The sequence below is a fragment of the Enterobacter sp. PL_is379 genome (assembly GCF_055817355.1).
Genome location: NZ_JBVPGT010000028.1, coordinates 136,996 through 155,879, shown reverse-complemented (window position 1 = coordinate 155,879; position 18,884 = coordinate 136,996). Strand labels below are relative to the sequence as shown.

The following is an 18,884-nucleotide window of genomic DNA, read 5'->3' as shown; positions in this document are numbered from 1 at the left end:
TTTGTGACCCACTCATTTGGTTTTTTTATTAATTTCCTGTTAACTAAATTTTTTCAATTAGTTAACAGGATGAAAAATGAGAATGAGTGTCAAACAGTTACGCGCGTTTTTAGCGGTAGCTCACACTCTGAATTTCGCCCACGCCAGCGAACGTCTGAATCTCTCTCAGCCGGCCCTGAGCCTGACGATTAAAGCGCTGGAGGATGCGCTGGGCGGACCGCTGCTGCAGCGGAGCACGCGCAAGGTCGCGCTGACGCAGGAGGGCGAGACGTTTCTGCCGATGGCGCGGCAGCTGCTTGCCGACTGGGATAACGTCGAAGAGGCGATGCACCAGTGCTTTACCCTGCAGCGCGGTAAAATCTCGGTCGCGGCGATGCCGTCGTTTGCCGCGAATGTTCTGCCCGAGGTTCTAAAAGCGTTTCGCGATCGCCATGCCGGGATCAACGTCACCGTGCATGACGTGATTAACGAGCAGGTGATTGAGATGGTGCGGGAAGGGCGGGTCGAGATGGGCATCGCCTTTGAGCCCGCGCCCACGCACAACCTGCTGTTTACCCCGCTGGGCCTCGACCGGTTTGTGGCCATTGTGCCGAAAGATTCCCCGCTGGCGGGCAAAAAACGCCTGACATGGGAAGCGCTGCTGACGCTGGATTTCATCACCCTGCAGCGCCCCTCTGCGGTGCGTCTGATGATGGAAGAGGAGCTGGCGCGAAGCGGCAGAAAGCTGGACGTCGCGCTGGAGAGCCATCAGCTGGTGACGGTCGGGCGGATGGTCGCAAGCGGGCTGGGCGGCAGCGCCGTACCGGCGCTCTGCAAGACGCAGATGGCGTCGCTGGGCGCGGTCTGTATTCCGCTGGACAGTCCGCCCATTGAAAAGTGTATCGGAGTGATCCATCCCGGGCACACGCAGCTTTCAAAAGCGGCGCATGCCCTGCTGGAAACGCTGAAGGATTTTTACCAGCCCGATTAAGGGGCGAGAAACACCTGCGGCGCGGCGTGAGCCGGATGCCTGCCGACGTGAACCTGTGCGCCGTACCAGCGTGCCAGCGCATCGGCCTGCAAAACGGTTTCCGGTGCTCCCTGGGACACGATTGTGCCGCCATGCAGCAGCAGGATGCGGTCCGCCCACAGCGCCGCCAGGTTGAGGTCGTGCAGCACCGCGCACACGTGCAGATGTCCCCGGCTGGTCAGGGATTTCAGCAGGCGCAGGAGATGCTGCTGGTGATAGAGATCCAGCGCAGAGGTGGGTTCATCAAGGAACAGCCAGCCGCGCGGGGCACCGTCGCACCAGAGCTGAGCCAGCGCGCGGGCGAGCTGAATGCGCTGCTGCTCGCCGCCGGAGAGTGCGGCAAACTGCCTGCCCGCCAGCGGTAAACAGCCGGTGATGGCCATAACCTCCTCAACAACCGACGCTTCTGGCGTGCGGGTCCAGGGCGCTCGCCCCATACCGACCACCGCCTCAGCCGGCCAGTCAAATCCGAGCTGCGTGTTCTGGCGCATCACCGCCCGGTAGCGGGAGAGCCTGTCCGGCTGCCAGGCCGCAAGCGGTGTGCCCGCCAGGCTGCACCGTCCGCCCGCAGGTTTAAGGTAGCCGGTCAGCAGCCGCAATAGCGTCGATTTTCCGGCGCCGTTGGGGCCAATCAGCGCCACCAGCTCGCCCTGAGATAAGGTCAGCGACACGTCGTTAATCAGCGTGCGTTGTCCGGCGCGAAAAACAAGGTTTTCTGCACAGTAGCGCTCAGCCATGCGCACCTCCGCGACGAAAGATAAGCCACAGGAACCATGGCGCGCCGAGAAGGCTGGTCAATAAGCCAACCGGCATTTCCGCCGGGGCGACGAGGCTGCGCGCCAGCGTATCGGCCACCAGCAGGAGTAGCGCACCGGCCAGCACCGAGCCGGGGAGCACGACCCGATGGTCGGCCCCCAGCCACATGCGCACCAGGTGCGGCACCACCAGGCCGACAAAGCCGATCACGCCGCTGACCGCCACGGCGGCGGCCACCAGCAGGGCGCTGCACAGCAGCAGGATCCGCTGCACGGCGGCAACCTCCACGCCGAGGTAGTGCGCCTCTTCATCGCCCAGCTGCAGCAGGTTGAGGGGCCCTGCCAGACGCCAGATCGCCAGCAGGGTGGGGATCATCAGAGACGCGACGGCCAGCAGCGTCGACCACTGCGCCTGGCCGAGGCTGCCCATTCCCCAGAGGGAAAGCTGGCGAAGCTGGGCATCATTGCTGAGCCATGACAGCACGCCGACGGCGGCGCCGCACAGGGCGTTGATGGCAATCCCTACCAGCAGCAGGCGCGACAGGGAAGCGTCACGCTGCCGGCTGAGCAGGAAAATCACGACGGTGGCGGCCAGCGCGCCGAGAAACGCCGCAAGCATCGGGGCATACAGCATCACCAGGGCAGGCCGCGAGAGCGGAAGCACCACCCATAGCGCAACGGCGAGCGCCGCGCCGCTGCTGATGCCGAGCAGGCCCGGGTCCGCCAGCGGGTTGCGGAACAGCCCCTGCATCACGCAGCCTGCCAGCGCCAGTGAACCGCCGATCGCCAGCGCCAGCAGCACGCGAGGCAGGCGGATCGTCAGCCAGATCTGACGCAGCGCCTCGTCGCTGCCGTCCCACAGCAGGCTGGCCGGCAGGTGTAATGCCCCAACCCCGGTCGCTGCGAGCGTCATGACGGTCAGGATCGCGGTCAGCATCCATAACGATAAGGCTATCCGCCGGGACATCAGGGCAGTTGCTCCGCTTTGGCACGTAGCTGCCGGATGGCTTCCGGCGTTCGCACGCTGAAGCCCAGCAGCGCCATATCGTCAATCGCCAGCACCTGCCTGTTCCGTCCTGCCGGGGTTTGCGCCATGCCGGGCAGTTTCCACAGATTCGCTTCACCGCCAAGGGCGTTGATCCCGTCCTGCGATATCACCACAAGGTCAGGCTGGCTGGCGATCGTGCCCTCCTGAGACAGCGGCTGATAGCGGGTGAACCCCTGCATGGCGTTCTGCAGGCCCGCCGCACGAATGGCCGCGTCCGCGCCGGTCTGTTGTCCGGCAGCCATGGCGGTCATCCCGCCGTGGTTGAGAATAAACAGCACCCGCTTATTGAGCGGCGACGCGGGAAGCGCCGACAGCGCCTGGCGCAACGTGCTGCGCAGGACCTCTCCCTCGGCCTCTCGGTGCGTCGCTTCAGCGACGATCCGCACCTTTTCGTCAATGACGTTCAGGTCGTTACCGGCAGGAATAGCGATTACCCGGACGTGGCTTTGCTCAACCTGCTTTAGCGCCAGAGACGGCTGCGCCTGGGCGCTGGCCAGCACCAGCGTGGGGCGCATGGACAAAATCCCCTCCGCATTGAGCTGGCGCAGATAGCCCACGTCAGGCAGGTTGTTCGCCGCCTGCGGCCACTGGCTGGTGCTGTCGCGGGCCACCAGCGAAGACGCCGCGCCGAGGGCGTAGACGATCTCGGTGACGTCGCCGCCGAGGGTAACGATTTTCTCCTGCGGCGCAGCAAACGCCAGCAGGGGCAGGGCGCTGAGCAGGGCAAGCCACCGTTTCATGCCGCCAGCCCTTTCGCCGTTAAGGCGTCAATCTGGCTGCGCCACTGGTTCTGCTCCGGTTCGCCTTCCGTACGCTGGCCGTACAGCTGGGCGATCTGCGTTCCATCGGCGGCAAACAGCTCCAGGCTGGTGACATGCCCGTCAGCCGTCGGCTTGCGCGTGACCCACGTCTCCACAATGGCGTCTTCCAGCAGGTGCAGGGTAAAGGTTGGGTTAAAGATGTTCAGCCAGCCTTTCATCGGCGTCAGCTTTTCCACCGCGCCGGTGAAAATCTGCACGCAGCCGCGGTTGCCAACGAAGACCATGATTTCGTTACCGTCCCGGCGCGCCGCTTCCAGCAGCTGCGCCAGCGCGGTGTTTTCTACCCGGCAGGCCAGATCGTCGCCCACCAGGCGAAACGCCTGCTGGCGGCTGAGATTATGACGTTTGAGCAGGCTGAAGAATTGGTGCACGTCGGTCATGGCACGCCACTCTTTGTCTACCAGCGCGGCATCCGCGTTTTCAGCATGAGCCGGTGCATCGGCCATCTTCAACGCCAGCGGCGGGTTGTCGGCAAAGATAAAGCGCGTCAGCACGTCGCCCCAGGCGGAAACGTCGGTGTTATCCGTGGCGTAGACCTTCAGCAGGGCATCGCCCTGGTGGTCGAAGAACTGAATGCTCTGCCGCTCGCCGCGGGCGGTGGCTTCACTGATGTGAAACGCGCTCGCCCACTGGTTGAGGAACAGGCGCAGATCCAGCGCGCGCGGGTTCAGCACCAGCCCGGCGTGGCCGTTCAGGTGCTGGTTGGTGAAGTTCCCGACCTGTTCGTGAACGGCGTAGTCGTTGCGGCAGATACATTTGGTTTCGCCCACCGCCTCCAGCGCGCCCAGGATCTCGCGGATGTCACCGCGCAGTCGCCAGGCATCGTGACCCACGCGGGCAAAGGTCAACTCTGCTTCACTGATGTTCATTAACCCCGCGACGTCGCGCGCGTACTTACCCGGATTGGCTTCTTTTAGCTCAAGCCAGCGCGTGTAGTGATTCATTGTCTCTTCCTTCTGAAAAGTTGCCCCGAAGGGAATTACCACTGATAGCTTACGAAAATCTTGCCGTTACGACCGTCCTGTGGAATGCCCTGAGGTGACCAGTACGCTTTGTCGAAGGCGTTGCCGAGTACCAGCGTGGTGGTCACGCCTTTGAGTCGCTCCTGGCCTTTGTAGCTGACATAGAAGTCGTTGACCGCATAGCCCGGCTGCTCGCTGTAGCTGCTGCTGATATGCGTTGAGCGATCGACAAAGGTCCCAATCCAGCCGACGGAGAACCCGCTTTGCGCCACCGGAACGTCCAGCTTGCTGGTGACGGTATCCGGGTTGATGCTGGAGATGTACTCGCCCGTATCGGTGTCTTTCCCGCGCGTGCGGTTATAGGCCAGGTCGAGGCTGAAGAGGTCGGCCGAGTATTTTGCCATCATGTCCCAGCCCCAGATTTTGGCGTTCGGGACGTTATAAGACATGGTGGTTGCCGCCGCGAAATCGACGGTGGTGGAGATATAGTCTTTGGCTTTGGTATCGAAATAGCTGGCTTTAAACTCCAGCGCATCGTTGGCAAGCATCAGATCGTCAAAGCGCAGGCCAAAACCAAACTCCTGCGTTTCGTTGGTTTCCGGGCGCAGGTTCGGGTTCGGCACCCAGTAGTTGGTATAGAAGCGGCCAATGGAGAAGTGTTTGGCGTCGTTATACATCTCGCCCATGGTCGGCGCGCGGAAGGCCTGCGCGTAAGAGCCAAACAGCATCAGCCAGTCGGTTGGGCTGACGGTTAACCCGGCGCGGGAAGACCACTTATCGGCATCCACATCGTTGTAGCCGTCGCTGCTGCCGCGGTAGTTGTCATAGCGCGTGCCGCCCAGCAGGGTAACAGGCAGATCGCGCAGGGTGATCTCATCCTGCAGCCAGCCGGAGCTGAAGTCGATTTTCGCGTCCGGGAAGCCGGTGGTTACCCCGCCCGGATGCTGCTCCTGACGATAGTATTCTCCGCCGTAGGTCAGAAGGTGTGCTGCAACGGTGTCGCTGAACAGGCGGGTGCGGTTTTCCACCTTGCCGCCTTTGGTGGTCTGCTTGCGGAACTCGCCGCTGTTGTCGATATTCTGGGCATTAATGCGCGCTTCGGACCAGTAGACCTTCGCGTCGGCGTTCAGCCAGTCGTTACCTTCCGGGGCGATGCGGTAGCCCACCTGCGCGTCACGCTGAATGGTGGAGCGATCGGTCATCGGGTTGCTGCTGTCCGCCCCGGTGGTTTGCGGGTTTTTCGGCTCCTGAGCGGCGTTATTGTAGTAGCGCAGGGAGCCGCTCAGGGTCTGGGCCGGGTCGAGTTTCCAGCTGCCTTTCGCCAGCATGTTGTTGATGGATTCGTCGTTAGGGGCGGTTGCTCCGTCGCTCTGCCGGATATCGCCGCGATCCCGGCTGGACCAGGCCACCAGACCGTCCAGGGTGTCGGTGCGGCCGTAGGCGCTGGCCCCCATCCCGAGGCTGTGATCGCCCGTCGCGCCCGTTCCAAACACGCGGTAGCCGCTGTTTTTACCCGGTTCGAGCAGATCGTTGGCGTCGGCGGTGTCATAGGAAATCACGCCGCCCAGCGCGCCGCTGCCGTACAGCAGGGCCGACGGGCCGCGAACCACTTCGATACGTTTAATCAGCGCCGGATCGAGGAAGGTGCTGTTCAGGTGGCCGGTATCGGTCCCCTGGCGAACGCCGTCAACCAGCACCAGCACGCCGCGACGGTCATAGCCGCGCAGGTTGACGTCCTGCCCGTTGGTGCGCCCGGTGCCGTCCAGCGTCAGACCGGGGACGTTACGCAGCAGGTCGGCCGCCGAGCTGGCGGTTTGTTTCTCCGGCGCGCTGGCGTCAATCACGCTCACCATCATGGGGGCTTCAAAGGCGCTGCGGGCGTTGCCCGTGGCGGTGACGGTAATGTCGTCTGTGGCGGCGAACGCGACGCCCGGCAGGGTGCTGACAATCGCCAGCGCCAGAAGTGACGGACGTAAAGATGCGGAAGGCAGGTGTGGCATAGCAACTCTCCATAAGAAGTGAAAAGCGCTGGCTGCCTGGGGGTTACCTGGGTGGCTGGCGAAGTTTTTTGTGTTGTTTATTTTGTGAGGATCAGTTTTCCGGCATGGGTCTGGCGCAGCAGATAGCGCTGGCCGTCATGCTCGATAATGACCCGGCCCTCATCGCCGAGCAGGGTTTTGCTGTCAATCCGACGCTCGGTAGGGGCTGGTGCTGTGTCTGTTTTTGCTGGCGTTGCCGCGCTGTTATCCGTACGTGACATAATGTTTATAAATAACAATCAATGTAACAATGATAATCATTATCAATAAACTGCAAATTCACGGCAAGCATTTTTGTGAAAAAAGGGTGAGGGGATCAAATTTGGGGTGAGATGCGGTCTGATGCCCTCACCCCAACCCTCTCCCACAGGGAGAGGGAGAAGGACTGGATTTTAAAAGCGTGTGTCCACGGCTGCTGCGAGTTTCTCCAGCAGCAGTTCGCTGTCTTCCCAGCTCAGGCACGGGTCGGTGATCGACTGGCCGTACACCATCTGCTGTCCGGCAACGATTTTCTGCGTGCCTTCTTTGATAAAACTCTCGGCCATAATCCCTGCAACGGCGGTTGAACCGCTGCGGATCTGCTGGCAGATCTCGTCGCAGACGTCCAGCTGGCGGCGATGCTGCTTCTGGCAGTTGCCGTGGCTGAAATCCACCACCAGATGTTCCGGCAGGTCGAACTCGGCCAGCGTTTCACAGGCCGCCGCAATATCTTCTGCATGGTAATTGGGTTTCTTCCCGCCGCGCATAATGATGTGCCCGTACGGGTTACCGCTGGTCTGGTAGATGGTCATATGACCGCTCTTGTCCGGCGACAGGAACATGTGGCTGGCACGGGCTGCGCGGATGGCATCAACCGCGATACGGGTGTTGCCATCGGTCCCGTTTTTAAAGCCGACCGGACAGGATAGGGCGGAGGCCATCTCACGGTGGATCTGGCTTTCGGTGGTGCGCGCGCCAATCGCGCCCCAGCTGATCAGATCGGCGATAAACTGCCCGGTCACCATATCGAGAAACTCGGTCGCCGTCGGCACGCCCAGCTCGTTGACCTGTAAAAGCAGCTTCCGCGCCAGCTCGATACCGTGGTTAACGCGATAGCTGCCGTTGAGGTCAGGATCGGAAATCAGCCCTTTCCAGCCCACCACGGTGCGCGGTTTTTCAAAGTAGGTGCGCATGACGATCTCAAGGCGATGCTGGTACTTATCCCGCAGTCCCTGAAGTCGTTTTGCATAATCCATCGCGGCATCCAGATCGTGGATGGAGCAGGGACCAATCACCACCAGAAGACGTTTGTCTTCACCATTCAGTATTTTTTCAATGCGGCGGCGGGAAGCCGTCACGTGTTCCGCGACGGCGGCGGAAACAGGATGCCGCTGGGCCAGTTCAGCCGGCGTGACAAGGCTGTCAATGCGCGCAGTGCGGAGTTCATCGGTTTTATTCATGGAATGTCTCAGAAAATTTTTGCTTCATCGGCAGACTACCGGGAAGTGATGGGCATCACCTTAAACCAATCCCTGCTGATTTCAAGTTCGGGGCGACACCGCCCCGTGGTTGCAGATGATGATACCTGAATCTGAGCTAATGTACTAGCATATTAGTACATGCGGCGATTAAGCCCCATGATGTCGAGAATTTTGGTGGCAATTTCTTCAACCGAATAGTTGGTGCTGTTCAGCCACGGGATCTGGTTTTTGCGGTACAGCGCTTCCACTTCGGAGACCTCCATACGGCACTGGCGCATAGAGGCGTAGCGGCTGTTCTCGCGGCGCTCTTCGCGGATGGCCGCAAGGCGTTCCGGGTTGATCGTCAGGCCGAACAGCTTGTGCTGCAGCGGCTTAAGGGCGGCAGGCAGCACCAGGTTATCCATGTCATCAGCGATAAACGGGTAGTTTGCGGCGCGAATGCCAAACTGCATCGCCAGATAGAGGCTGGTCGGGGTTTTGCCGCAGCGCGACACGCCAAGCAGGATCACCTGCGCCTGGTCGAGATTACGCAGAGAGATACCGTCATCATGTGCAAGGGTGTAGTCAATGGCGGCGATACGCGCGTCGTACTTGGTCAGGTTGCTGGGGTTCAGCCCGTGGGTGCGGTGGGCAATAGGCGTCGGATCGAGCTTAAGTTCGCTTTGCAGCGGAGCCACCAGCGCCTGCACGATATCCTGGCAGAAGCCTTCACTTTGCAGAATGATGGCGCGAATCTCGGGGATCACGATCGAGTAGAACACCAGCGGGCGGACGCCGGTCTGCTGGTAGATGGCGTCAATCTGGTCCTTCACCGCTTTGGCGCGGCTCTCGTTTTCGACAAACGGCAGCGTGATGCTGTTTATCGAAACGGGAAACTGCGACATCACCGCGTGGCCCAGGACCTCGGCGGTGATCGCCGTACCATCAGAAATATAAAAAACGTGGCGATCGACAGCACTATCCATTTTACTCACCCTGAATATCAGACCTAATTGTCTGAAAGCATAAATTAAAAAAGTAAATTACACAGCAAAGAACTTATCTTAATTATAAATGAAACGGCGTTTTTGATTTTCCTGAAAAGTGGATTTCATTTTTCAAATAGCGACTTTATTTTTGGGGTTTCTGGCTGAAAATATAGGAATCATCGGGTTAATGCCTGGTGGGAAAGTATCCGAAAAGTTGAAATTTTAAATTGCTTACACGATTCACCGTTTTTTTAGCGCTAATAAATATGCCAGTATAAATACGTAGTCAGGTGTTACTTACTCCGATCAAATATCACAAAAGGATTGTTTCGATGTCCAACAATGGCTCGTCACCGCTGGTGCTTTGGTATAACCAACTCGGCATGAATGATGTAGACAGAGTTGGGGGCAAAAATGCCTCCCTGGGTGAAATGATTACAAATCTGTCGGGTATGGGTGTCTCCGTACCGAACGGGTTTGCCACCACCGCCGATGCCTTTAACCTGTTTTTAGACCAGAGCGGTGTTAACCAGCGCATTTACGACCTGCTGGATAAAACGGATATTGATGACGTTACCGAGCTTGCCAAAGCCGGGGCGCAGATCCGCCAGTGGATCATCGACACACCTTTCCAGCCGGAACTGGAAAAAGCCATTCACGACGCGTACAACCAGCTCTCTGCTGACGATGCGCAGGCCTCCTTTGCCGTGCGTTCTTCTGCGACCGCAGAAGATATGCCGGACGCCTCGTTTGCCGGGCAGCAGGAAACCTTCCTGAACGTCCAGGGTTACGATGCGGTGCTGGTGGCGGTGAAGCACGTTTTTGCTTCCCTGTTCAACGACCGCGCCATCTCCTATCGCGTGCACCAGGGCTACGACCATCGCGGCGTCGCGCTCTCCGCTGGCGTGCAGCGCATGGTGCGCTCGGACGTGGGCTCATCCGGCGTGATGTTCTCCATTGATACCGAATCCGGCTTCGACCAGGTGGTGTTTATCACCTCCGCGTGGGGTCTGGGTGAGATGGTCGTGCAGGGCGCGGTAAACCCTGACGAATTCTATGTCCACAAGCCTACGCTGGCCGCTGGCCGTCCGTCGGTGGTGCGCCGCACCATGGGCTCGAAAAAAATCCGCATGATCTATGCCCCGACCCAGGAGCATGGCAAGCAGGTTAAAATTGAAGATGTACCGCAGGAGCAGCGCGACCGCTTCTCCCTGACCGACGCCGAAGTGCAGGAGCTGGCGAAGCAGGCGGTGCAGATTGAAAAACACTACGGCCGTCCGATGGATATCGAATGGGCGAAAGACGGGAACACCGGCAAGCTGTTTATCGTGCAGGCGCGTCCGGAAACCGTCCGTTCACGCGGTCAGGTAATGGAGCGTTATACGCTGCACGCCCAGGGCAAAATCGTGGCGGAAGGCCGTGCCATCGGTCACCGCATCGGTGCCGGTCCGGTCAAAGTGATCCACGACATCAGCGAGATGAACCGTATTGAGCCAGGCGACGTGCTGGTGACCGACATGACCGACCCGGACTGGGAACCGATCATGAAGAAAGCGGCGGCTATCGTCACCAACCGCGGCGGTCGTACCTGTCACGCGGCGATCATTGCCCGCGAGCTGGGTATCCCTGCGGTTGTCGGCTGCGGTGACGCCACCGAGCGCATGAAGGACGGACAGAACGTGACCGTCTCCTGTGCCGAAGGCGATACCGGCTACGTGTACGCCGATATCCTCGACTTCAGCGTGAAGAGCTCAAGCGTAGATACCATGCCGGACCTGCCGCTGAAGATCATGATGAACGTCGGTAACCCGGATCGCGCGTTTGACTTCGCCTGCCTGCCGAACGAAGGCGTAGGCCTGGCGCGTCTGGAATTTATCATCAACCGTATGATCGGCGTTCACCCGCGTGCGCTGCTGGAGTTTGACGATCAGGATCCGAAGCTGCAGAACGAAATCCGCGAGATGATGAAAGGCTACGACTCGCCGAAAGAGTTCTACGTCGGCCGTCTGACCGAAGGGATCGCGACGCTGGGCGCCGCCTTCTATCCGAAACGCGTGATCGTGCGTCTGTCTGACTTTAAGTCTAACGAATACGCCAACCTGGTCGGCGGCGAGCGCTACGAGCCGGAAGAAGAGAACCCGATGCTTGGCTTCCGCGGGGCCGGACGCTACGTGTCCGACAGCTTCCGCGACTGCTTCGCGCTGGAGTGTGAGGCAGTGAAGCGCGTGCGCAACGACATGGGGCTGACCAACGTGGAGATCATGATCCCGTTCGTACGTACCGTAGATCAGGCGAAAGCGGTTGTGGACGAGCTGGCGCGTCAGGGGCTGAAGCGCGGCGAGAACGGGCTGAAGATCATCATGATGTGTGAAATTCCGTCCAACGCCCTGCTGGCCGAGCAGTTCCTGGAGCACTTCGACGGCTTCTCTATCGGTTCGAACGACATGACGCAGCTGACGCTGGGTCTGGACCGCGATTCCGGCGTGGTCTCCGAGCTGTTCGACGAGCGTAACGAGGCGGTGAAAGCGCTGCTCTCCATGTCCATCCGTGCGGCGAAGAAGCAGGGTAAATACGTTGGGATTTGTGGTCAGGGTCCATCCGACCATGAAGACTTTGCCGCATGGCTGATGGAAGAGGGGATTGATAGCCTGTCCCTGAACCCGGACACCGTGGTGCAAACCTGGCTGAGCCTGGCGGAACTGAACAAGTAACGCCGCGCTGACCCGAAAAGGCGAGGATATTATTCCTCGCCTTTTTTATTTCTCCTTCTTATTTGCTCCCCATCACAAATAAAGTAAAAAACCAAATATCATAATTTGCCTGTCAATTTAGACAATTGTTAGCGCGCAAACCGTTGCTAATACTTGAGCCTTACATGCGCATTTCCCTTCAGATGATGCGCAACTGGTTGAAATACGTTTTAACCTGATAAAAAGGCAAATAACAATGACACTCTCCTCTGTATTGCGTACCAAAGATAAAATAGGTTATGGCTTAGGTGATATGGCCAGCGCGCTGGTCTGGCAAACGGCAACGTTATTTCTCGCCTATTTCTATACGGACGTTTTTGGGCTGCCCGCCGCGATTATGGGCACCATGTTTTTAGTGGTGCGCGTGGTTGATGCGTTTGTCGACCCGTGCATTGGCGCACTGGTGGATCGCACCCAGACGCGTCACGGTCGTTTCCGTCCCTGGCTGCTGTGGTTCGCCATTCCGTTTGGCGTAAGCTGCCTTATCACTTTCTATGTACCGGACGTGGGACCGACGGCGAAAATCGTTTATGCCTGCCTGACCTACGCGATCTTAAGCCTGATTTACTCCGCCATTAACGTGCCTTACTGCGCTATGCCCGGCGCGTTGACGTTAGACCCGCGCGAGCGTCACTCCCTGCAGTCGTGGCGCTTTGGCCTGTCGTTTATCGGCGGGTTGATTGTGACGGTCATCGCCCTGCCGCTGGTTTCACTGTTAGGCCAGGGCAACGTGCAGAAAGGCTATTTCTATGCCATGAGCCTGATGGGGCTGCTGGGCATTGTGCTCTTTTTCTGCTGTTTCCTGATGACCCGCGAGCGCTATTCGCCGCGCAATGATACCTCCGGCTCCATGCTGACCGATTTAAAACTGCTGGCCGGTAACAGCCAGTGGCGTATTGTGTTCCTGTTTAATATTTTGCTGTTAACGGCGGTGGTGACGCGCGGTTCCGCCACGATGTATTACGTGAACTACGTGCTGTTGCGCCCGGAGCTGGTTTTTGCCTTTATTGTTTCAGGCATGGTCGCCTCCTTAAGCGGCGCTTTATTATCTGAACGGCTGCTGGGGAAATTTGATCGCGTACGCGCCTATCAGTGGACCATTATTTCCTTCGTCATTTTCGGCGCGCTGATTTTCTTCCTGCCGCCTTCACAGGTGTGGCTGATTTTTGGCCTCAACATCGTCTTTAGCTTTGTGCAAAACCTGACCACGCCGCTGCAGTGGACCATGTTTTCCGATGTCGTCGACTACGAAGAGCACCGCAGCGGTCGTCGCCTGGACGGGCTGGTTTTCTCCACCGCGCTGTTTGCCATCAAATTCGGTCTGGCGCTGGGTGGGGCGGTGGTCGGCTGGGTGCTTGGCATGGTGGATTACGCCCCGGGACAGGCAACTCAGGCACCCCACGTACTCTCTACGATTAACGCGCTGTTCACCCTTATCCCGTGCGCGCTGTTCCTCTGCATGGTCGCGCTGCTTGCCATCTACAAGCTCAACAGCCGGCTGGTGGATTCCATCGCCCGGGAGCTGGCCAGCAAGCGTGAGGTAAGACCCGACGCGGGGCAGCTCAGCCCGGCAACCCCTTCCGCACTACAGGAGTAAAATATGACTGCTATCTATAAGGACGCGGGACGTCCCGTGCACGAGCGCGTCGTCGATTTACTGGCGCGTATGACCCCGGAAGAGAAATTCGCCCAGATGCATGCGTACTGGCTGATCCTCGATGAAAACGGCAACCACCGCGAGCGCAGCGATCTGAGCGATGAATTCGCCGGCGTGAGCGAGCAGGCCGCGCTGAGCGAACGGCTGAAGCTGGGCGTCGGGCAGATCACCCGTCCGCTGGGCACCCACATCGTTGATGCGAAAACCGGCGTGCGCGCCGCGAACCGCCTGCAGCGGATGATGATGGAAGAGACGCGCCTCGGCATCCCGGCGTTGTTTCATGAAGAGTGTCTGGTGGGGCTGCTGTGTAAAGACGCCACCCTGTTCCCGTCGTCGCTGAACTACGGCTCTACCTGGGATCCGGAACTGGTGCAGCGCGCGGCAGAGCAGATCGGTAAAGAGGCACGGTCCGTCGGCTGCCAGCAGGGGCTGGCCCCGGTGCTGGACGTGTCCCGCGACGTGCGCTGGGGGCGGACCGAAGAGACCTTCGGGGAAGATCCCTGGCTGGTGGGGGTGATGGCAACCGCCTACGTGAAAGGGTTGCAGGGCGATAGGCGTGATCTGCTGGCGACGCTCAAGCACTACGTGGGTCACTCGTTCAGCGAAGGGGCGCGCAACCATGCGCCGGTACATCTGGGCTTTAGCGAACTGAACGACACCTTCCTGCTGCCGTTTGAAATGGCGGTGAAGCTGGCCAATGCCGGGTCGGTGATGCCGGCCTACCACGATATCGACAATCAGCCGGGGCACAGCGACAGCTTCCTGCTGACCACCGTCCTGCGCGAACAGTGGGGATTCGACGGGATTATTGTGGCGGACTACGGCGGCGTCAGCCTGCTGCACCAGCATCACGGGATTTCCCACGATGCGGCCGAATCCGCCGCGCTGGCGTTCAACGCCGGGCTGGACGTTGAGCTGCCGAAAGACGACTGCGCGCGACATCTGGCGGACGCCGTTGAGCGCGGGCTTATTTCTATGACCAAAGTGGATGAGATCGTGGCGCGCGTACTGACGGAAAAATTCCGCCTGGGGCTGTTTGAAAAGCCGTACGCGGATGAAAACGGTATCGATCTGCAAAATGATTTGACCCGCCAGGCCGCGCGGGAGGTGGCGACAAAATCGGTCACGCTGCTGGAAAACAACGGCATTTTACCGCTAGGCGGCAAACCCCGCGTGGCGGTAGTGGGGCCGACGGCAGACGATCCGCTGGCGTTACTCAGCGGCTACAGCTTCCCGGTGCATCTGATCATCAGCGATATGGTGGAAGAGACCTTGCAGGTCATGACCCCGCGCGCGGCGCTGGAGCAGTATCTCGGGGCATCGAACGTCCGCTATGCCAAAGGGTGTCACATCATCGAAAAACGGATGGCGGGCGCGCCGGTCTTCCCTGGCGACAGCGGCAGCAAACCGATGCAGCAGTCGCCGGTCTCGCAAAGCACCGCATTGATCCCCGAGGCCGTGAACGCGGCGCAGGAGAGTGATGTGGTGGTCGCCTGCGTGGGCGATCTCGCCGGGCTGTTCCAGAGCGGCACCGTGGGGGAAGGTTCCGACACCGACTCCCTGAATCTGCCGGGCGTGCAGCAACAGCTGCTGGAGGCGCTTGTAGCGACAGGCAAGCCGGTGATTGTCGTGATGACCGGCGGGCGTCCGTACAACCTTCAGGGGCTGGAAGGTAAGGTCGCGGCGCTAATAATGGCGTGGGCGCCGGGGCAGGAAGGGGGCTGGGCGATTGCGGACGTGCTGACGGGGCGGGCGGAGCCGCAGGGGCGTCTGGTGGTGAGCGTGCCGAAAAGCGCCGGGGCAATGCCGTATTACTACAATCACAAGCTCAAAAGCGGCGGCACGCCGTTTGCGTTCCACTTTGGTTCGCGTTACCCGTTTGGCTTCGGCCTCGGCTGGACGACGTTTAGCTGGGGGGCTGTCCGCGTAGCTGAAACCAGCGTGCCGGTTGAAGGCGAGGTGACGCTGAGCGTGGATATCACCAATACCGGAGAGCGCAGCGGCAGCGAGGTGGTGCAGGTTTACGTCAGGGATAAGGTCGCCACCCAGGTTCGGCCGCTCCAGGAGCTGAAGGCCTTCCAGCGCGTCACGCTCTCGCCGGGCGAAACCGCCGCGCTCAGCTTTACGCTACCGGTTGAGATGTTCAACTTTACCCGCCGGGACGGGAAACGCATCGTTGAGCCGGGCGAGTTTGAACTGCAGGTTGGCGCATCGTCGGCGGATATCCGCGAGAGGGTGACGGTCAGGGTGACCGGGGAAACCCGCGTGCTGCCCGCCGAGTGGCGGATGCTCAGTACCTGTAAGGTGACACGCGCGTAGTCAGGATAAAAAAAAGCCCATCGTGGGAGATGGGCAAAAAGGACACTTGCCCACTTTTAAGGGCAACATCTAAAGCTAAGAAGTCTGTAATGGCGATGCTTACAATGAATCCATAGAAACCTCGGGGTTTAGTGATGAGCACACAGTTTGCACACTTAATGCACACAGACAAGAAAGGCTACTTTTGGAAGAAGCGTTACGATAAGAGCATGATTGAAATCGTACAGCATTCCAAAACACAGGGATTAGCCACGCCCAGAGCAGCAGCGTTAATAATTCGACTCATGGAACTTGAAGCGCTTGCTGCTCCTTTCCAATCCATGTGGGAAACGCTGAAGGACTACAGAGACAATCTAATCAAAATAAGCACTCTTGTAGCCCTGCTAATAATAAAACGCATGAGCAGGGCTTACAGTTTGTTTAATGGCATTCGCAGGGGACCGAAATGAATAAGAGTATTTTGGTATTATTAATGGCTATGTCTACAGCAGCTACAGCTTCTGATTTCTGCCGCGTCGTTACTTTTAATGACTGGACCGTAAGTAATGCTAAGGGTGTAAGTAAGGGGGATTTGCATAAAAACATATCCGCTGAAATTTTCATGAAAACAAATGGCAAGCTTTTCTATGAGCCAGTTAACCCTGTAGATCATACAATGTTAATGGGAATCACTTATCTGGGTGCTATGCCCGACTCTCATATTATTAACACTATGGATTCTAGTAACTCTAATACATTCACCTTTGAGCCTCACACCAATAGCTTCTACGAAGCTGATGTATTTATACCTAATGAAGAGCAACGTGAGAAAGGATTTGATTCTAGTGCCCAGATAATCAAAGGTAGTTATAAGGGCTGCTCTGATAAACAGAAAATGCGCTTACGTGCTGACTTTGATAAGTTCAGCAAAGATTTTCCTTATGTTGTTGAGGGTTAAGATGAAGCATTTCATTATTGCCGCCACACTACTTGCATCCTTTGGTGCTAACGCTTCTGCTTTTGTCTGTAAGGATATGAACGGGAATAAAGCCACTATTGAAAATGGCACTGATAACCAGGGTGAATTAATGGAGTATGCTGGCAAGCAATACTATCACTCTGGAACCGCTGAGGATGGTAGTAGCATCTTTACCTTTGATGAACAGAATAGGCTATATGTTCACTGGGTAAATGATGGATTAACTATTGTCACAATATTTAGTCCTGTTATGCCTAAGATTAATGAATTTGAATGTAGGGGAACTTTCTAAACAATGAAAGAGCAGGGGTTCAATGAGATTCTGCAGCCTCCATTTTTCGGGGCTTGCTGTGTTTGTCACACAACCAGAAACAATATGCACGCAGCGTAAGCGATTGATATTTTATGGGAACAATAAGGATAGCACTTTGGCTCATCACATAGTTGCACACTAAAGCCCTACATAGCACCGTAAGTGACTGAAAAAAAAGCCCATCGTGGGAGATGGGCAAAGACTACACACAGCAATTCGTTGTTTCACTCAGGGGATTTCCATGCTTATAAATCAAGATGTTGATTTATAACCGTGAGCTAATAGTAGGCATTGTGATCTTTAGCGTCGATCAGATTCGTCTCAATAGTTAAAGAGGCGTAAAGATTTCTTGAGGTTAATCGCGGGTTTAATGCACAAACGGCGGGTCTGACCAGTGTGCAACGAATAAATACTTTAGCAGCGTTAAAGTATTGTGAGGGGGAATGTAGGCCGGGTAAGCGTTAGCGCCACCCGGCAAAAAAACTTAATGCGTGTTCTTCTCTTCCAGCTCTTCCAGTTCGCTCAGAATCACGTCCGGGTCTGTTCCCGGAGGTGGAATTTCATGCACCCAGGCGGAGAACAGGCGCCAGGTGACGGCGAGCAGCACCGGGCCAATAAACAGGCCAATCATGCCAAAGGCAATCAGACCGCCAATGACGCCGGAGAGGATCAGGATCAGCGGCAGGTCAGCACCCATACGGATGAGGATCGGACGAATGACGTTATCCATGGTGCCGACTACGCAGCTCCAGACCAGCAGCACCGTTCCCCACGTGGTGTCACCCGTCCAGTACAGCCAGATAATGCAGGGAACCAGCACCAGCAGCGGCCCCAGTTGCGCAAGACAGGTCATCAGCATGACAACGGTAAATACGGTGGCGTACGGTACGCCGGAAATCGCCAGACCGATACCGCCCAGCACCGCCTGCACTAGCGCGGTGACCACCACGCCCAGCGCAACCGCGCGCACGGCCTGCGCAGCCAGCAGTACCGCAGCATCACCGCGCTTGCCCGCCAGGCGGGTGGCAAAGTGACGAACGCCTAAAGCGACCTGCTCGCCGCGCCAGTAGAGCAGGGCGCTGAAGAGCAGCATCAGGGTACAGTGCATCATAAACCGGCCGATATGTGCCGCCTGACCGACAAACCAGGTGGTTGTGGTGCCAATGTACGGGCGGACTTTTGCCATCAGCGCGCTGCCGCCCATCTCCAGCAGGCTATGCCAGCCGCTGTAGAGCTTGGCGCCCACCACCGGAATGCTGTTCAGCCAGGCCAGATCCGGCAGCGTCAGGTCACCGCTGCTAATGGCACGAATAACCGGGCCACTGGAATCCACCAGGCTATTCACCAGCAGGGCAATCGGAATAATAAACAGCAGGAACAGCAGGAGCGTCATGACCAGCACGGCTAACCCGCGGCGGCCGAACAGCAGCTTCTGCAAGCGCAGCAGCAGAGGCCACGTGGCCACGACCACGGTCGCGGCCCAGGCGAAGCCGAGAATAAAGGGTTGAACAATCCACAGACACGCAATAATCATGAGGGCCAGAAACAGCACCGACAGTAAAATTTGCGCAACATCCCTGGGCTGGCGAAGATTGACCATAAATGAAACTTTCCTTAAAAGAACGCCAGTACGACTGGCGGGAACGGAAAACCGCGTCTCTCTAATCATTGATGATCTCGGCGGTTTTTGACAGGCGGATTTTGCCTGTAATTCAGCAGAGATTATAAGAAAAAAATGTGATAAAACTTTCCAGACACAACGCAAACGATTTTATACACAAAATCATTCGAGTTGCATCAAGGCGGCAAGTCTGAGAATCCCCAG

The 18,884-nt window shown here is 58.0% G+C and carries 16 protein-coding genes and 1 other RNA gene; 7 read left to right on the top strand and 10 right to left on the bottom strand.

What is annotated here, in order from left to right:
- Positions 1 to 76 precede the first annotated feature (76 nt).
- The gene (locus AC0TOY_RS11540) at positions 77 to 970 is read left to right on the top strand and encodes a LysR family transcriptional regulator (protein WP_032645461.1); all 894 of its coding nucleotides are present in this window, start codon (positions 77 to 79) and stop codon (positions 968 to 970) included.
- On the opposite strand, the gene AC0TOY_RS11535 is transcribed toward AC0TOY_RS11540, so the two are convergent.
- The 8 genes from AC0TOY_RS11535 to ppsR form a co-directional block, all read right to left on the bottom strand.
- Positions 967 to 1,746, bottom strand: coding sequence for a heme ABC transporter ATP-binding protein (locus AC0TOY_RS11535; protein ID WP_290094787.1), 780 nt, complete (start codon positions 1,744 to 1,746; stop codon positions 967 to 969). The two genes, AC0TOY_RS11540 and AC0TOY_RS11535, sit on opposite strands and share 4 nt — an antisense overlap.
- On the bottom strand, positions 1,739 to 2,731 hold the full coding sequence (locus AC0TOY_RS11530; protein ID WP_473721862.1) for a FecCD family ABC transporter permease: 993 nt from the start codon (positions 2,729 to 2,731) through the stop codon (positions 1,739 to 1,741). Before AC0TOY_RS11530 ends, AC0TOY_RS11535 begins: the two co-directional genes overlap by 8 nt.
- Positions 2,731 to 3,552 carry a heme/hemin ABC transporter substrate-binding protein gene (locus AC0TOY_RS11525; protein WP_473721861.1) on the bottom strand — a complete coding sequence of 274 codons (822 nt, stop codon included), beginning with the start codon at positions 3,550 to 3,552 and terminating at the stop codon, positions 2,731 to 2,733. Before AC0TOY_RS11525 ends, AC0TOY_RS11530 begins: the two co-directional genes overlap by 1 nt.
- Positions 3,549 to 4,577: a hematinate-forming heme oxygenase ChuS gene (chuS, locus tag AC0TOY_RS11520; RefSeq protein WP_473721860.1), complete on the bottom strand. Its 1,029-nt coding sequence runs from the start codon at positions 4,575 to 4,577 to the stop codon at positions 3,549 to 3,551. The genes AC0TOY_RS11525 and chuS overlap by 4 nt, the downstream gene beginning before the upstream one ends.
- 35 nt (positions 4,578 to 4,612) lie before the next feature.
- A complete protein-coding gene (locus AC0TOY_RS11515; protein ID WP_473721859.1) occupies positions 4,613 to 6,595 on the bottom strand; it encodes a TonB-dependent hemoglobin/transferrin/lactoferrin family receptor in 1,983 nt (660 codons plus the stop codon).
- A gap of 77 nt (positions 6,596 to 6,672) precedes the next feature.
- Complete coding sequence (gene hemP, locus AC0TOY_RS11510) at positions 6,673 to 6,855, bottom strand: hemin uptake protein HemP (RefSeq protein ID WP_024909414.1); 183 nt, start codon at positions 6,853 to 6,855, stop codon at positions 6,673 to 6,675.
- A 171-nt stretch (positions 6,856 to 7,026) separates the two neighbouring features.
- Entirely contained in the window at positions 7,027 to 8,073 is a 1,047-nt protein-coding gene (aroH, locus tag AC0TOY_RS11505; protein ID WP_021241096.1) for a 3-deoxy-7-phosphoheptulonate synthase AroH, read from the bottom strand.
- A gap of 152 nt (positions 8,074 to 8,225) precedes the next feature.
- Positions 8,226 to 9,059, bottom strand: a complete 834-nt coding sequence (gene ppsR, locus AC0TOY_RS11500; RefSeq protein ID WP_473721858.1) for a posphoenolpyruvate synthetase regulatory kinase/phosphorylase PpsR — start codon at positions 9,057 to 9,059, stop codon at positions 8,226 to 8,228.
- Positions 9,060 to 9,394: 335 nt separating this feature from the next.
- Here ppsR and ppsA point away from each other — a divergent pair, with 335 nt between their 5' ends.
- From ppsA to AC0TOY_RS11470, 6 genes are all read left to right on the top strand, one after another.
- A complete protein-coding gene (gene ppsA / locus AC0TOY_RS11495) occupies positions 9,395 to 11,773 on the top strand; it encodes a phosphoenolpyruvate synthase (protein WP_024909413.1) in 2,379 nt (792 codons plus the stop codon).
- Between the two features lie 235 nt (positions 11,774 to 12,008).
- Complete coding sequence (locus tag AC0TOY_RS11490) at positions 12,009 to 13,409, top strand: MFS transporter (protein WP_248272198.1); 1,401 nt, start codon at positions 12,009 to 12,011, stop codon at positions 13,407 to 13,409.
- A 3-nt stretch (positions 13,410 to 13,412) separates the two neighbouring features.
- Positions 13,413 to 15,788: a glycoside hydrolase family 3 N-terminal domain-containing protein gene (locus AC0TOY_RS11485; RefSeq protein WP_473721857.1), complete on the top strand. Its 2,376-nt coding sequence runs from the start codon at positions 13,413 to 13,415 to the stop codon at positions 15,786 to 15,788.
- Between the two features lie 134 nt (positions 15,789 to 15,922).
- Positions 15,923 to 16,237 (top strand): hypothetical protein, encoded by a 315-nt coding sequence (locus tag AC0TOY_RS11480; protein WP_473721856.1) that lies wholly within the window; start codon positions 15,923 to 15,925, stop codon positions 16,235 to 16,237.
- Positions 16,234 to 16,725 carry a hypothetical protein gene (locus AC0TOY_RS11475; RefSeq protein WP_157188997.1) on the top strand — a complete coding sequence of 164 codons (492 nt, stop codon included), beginning with the start codon at positions 16,234 to 16,236 and terminating at the stop codon, positions 16,723 to 16,725. Before AC0TOY_RS11480 ends, AC0TOY_RS11475 begins: the two co-directional genes overlap by 4 nt.
- Position 16,726: 1 nt before the next feature.
- Positions 16,727 to 17,038, top strand: coding sequence for a hypothetical protein (locus tag AC0TOY_RS11470; RefSeq protein WP_096151424.1), 312 nt, complete (start codon positions 16,727 to 16,729; stop codon positions 17,036 to 17,038).
- Between the two features lie 188 nt (positions 17,039 to 17,226).
- Here AC0TOY_RS11470 and rprA read toward each other — a convergent pair.
- Together rprA and ydiK are read right to left on the bottom strand one after the other, a co-directional pair.
- Positions 17,227 to 17,334, bottom strand: an RNA gene (gene rprA, locus AC0TOY_RS11465) — antisense sRNA RprA.
- 209 nt (positions 17,335 to 17,543) lie between these two features.
- Entirely contained in the window at positions 17,544 to 18,659 is a 1,116-nt protein-coding gene (ydiK, locus tag AC0TOY_RS11460; RefSeq protein WP_061715441.1) for an AI-2E family transporter YdiK, read from the bottom strand.
- Positions 18,660 to 18,884: the final 225 nt, after the last annotated feature.

What these genes read in the sequence shown, in the direction of transcription:
- AC0TOY_RS11540 (WP_032645461.1), top strand. Translation starts at nt 77, where the DNA reads ATGAGAATGAGTGTCAAACAGTTACGCGCGTTTTTAGCGGTAGCTCAC.
- AC0TOY_RS11525 (WP_473721861.1), bottom strand. Translation starts at nt 3,552, where the DNA reads ATGAAACGGTGGCTTGCCCTGCTCAGCGCCCTGCCCCTGCTGGCGTTT.
- ppsA (WP_024909413.1), top strand. Translation starts at nt 9,395, where the DNA reads ATGTCCAACAATGGCTCGTCACCGCTGGTGCTTTGGTATAACCAACTC.
- ppsR (WP_473721858.1), bottom strand. Translation starts at nt 9,059, where the DNA reads ATGGATAGTGCTGTCGATCGCCACGTTTTTTATATTTCTGATGGTACG.
- ydiK (WP_061715441.1), bottom strand. Translation starts at nt 18,659, where the DNA reads ATGGTCAATCTTCGCCAGCCCAGGGATGTTGCGCAAATTTTACTGTCG.
- hemP (WP_024909414.1), bottom strand. Translation starts at nt 6,855, where the DNA reads ATGTCACGTACGGATAACAGCGCGGCAACGCCAGCAAAAACAGACACA.
- AC0TOY_RS11475 (WP_157188997.1), top strand. Translation starts at nt 16,234, where the DNA reads ATGAATAAGAGTATTTTGGTATTATTAATGGCTATGTCTACAGCAGCT.
- AC0TOY_RS11480 (WP_473721856.1), top strand. Translation starts at nt 15,923, where the DNA reads ATGAGCACACAGTTTGCACACTTAATGCACACAGACAAGAAAGGCTAC.
- AC0TOY_RS11485 (WP_473721857.1), top strand. Translation starts at nt 13,413, where the DNA reads ATGACTGCTATCTATAAGGACGCGGGACGTCCCGTGCACGAGCGCGTC.
- AC0TOY_RS11530 (WP_473721862.1), bottom strand. Translation starts at nt 2,731, where the DNA reads ATGTCCCGGCGGATAGCCTTATCGTTATGGATGCTGACCGCGATCCTG.
- AC0TOY_RS11515 (WP_473721859.1), bottom strand. Translation starts at nt 6,595, where the DNA reads ATGCCACACCTGCCTTCCGCATCTTTACGTCCGTCACTTCTGGCGCTG.
- AC0TOY_RS11535 (WP_290094787.1), bottom strand. Translation starts at nt 1,746, where the DNA reads ATGGCTGAGCGCTACTGTGCAGAAAACCTTGTTTTTCGCGCCGGACAA.
- AC0TOY_RS11490 (WP_248272198.1), top strand. Translation starts at nt 12,009, where the DNA reads ATGACACTCTCCTCTGTATTGCGTACCAAAGATAAAATAGGTTATGGC.
- chuS (WP_473721860.1), bottom strand. Translation starts at nt 4,577, where the DNA reads ATGAATCACTACACGCGCTGGCTTGAGCTAAAAGAAGCCAATCCGGGT.
- AC0TOY_RS11470 (WP_096151424.1), top strand. Translation starts at nt 16,727, where the DNA reads ATGAAGCATTTCATTATTGCCGCCACACTACTTGCATCCTTTGGTGCT.
- aroH (WP_021241096.1), bottom strand. Translation starts at nt 8,073, where the DNA reads ATGAATAAAACCGATGAACTCCGCACTGCGCGCATTGACAGCCTTGTC.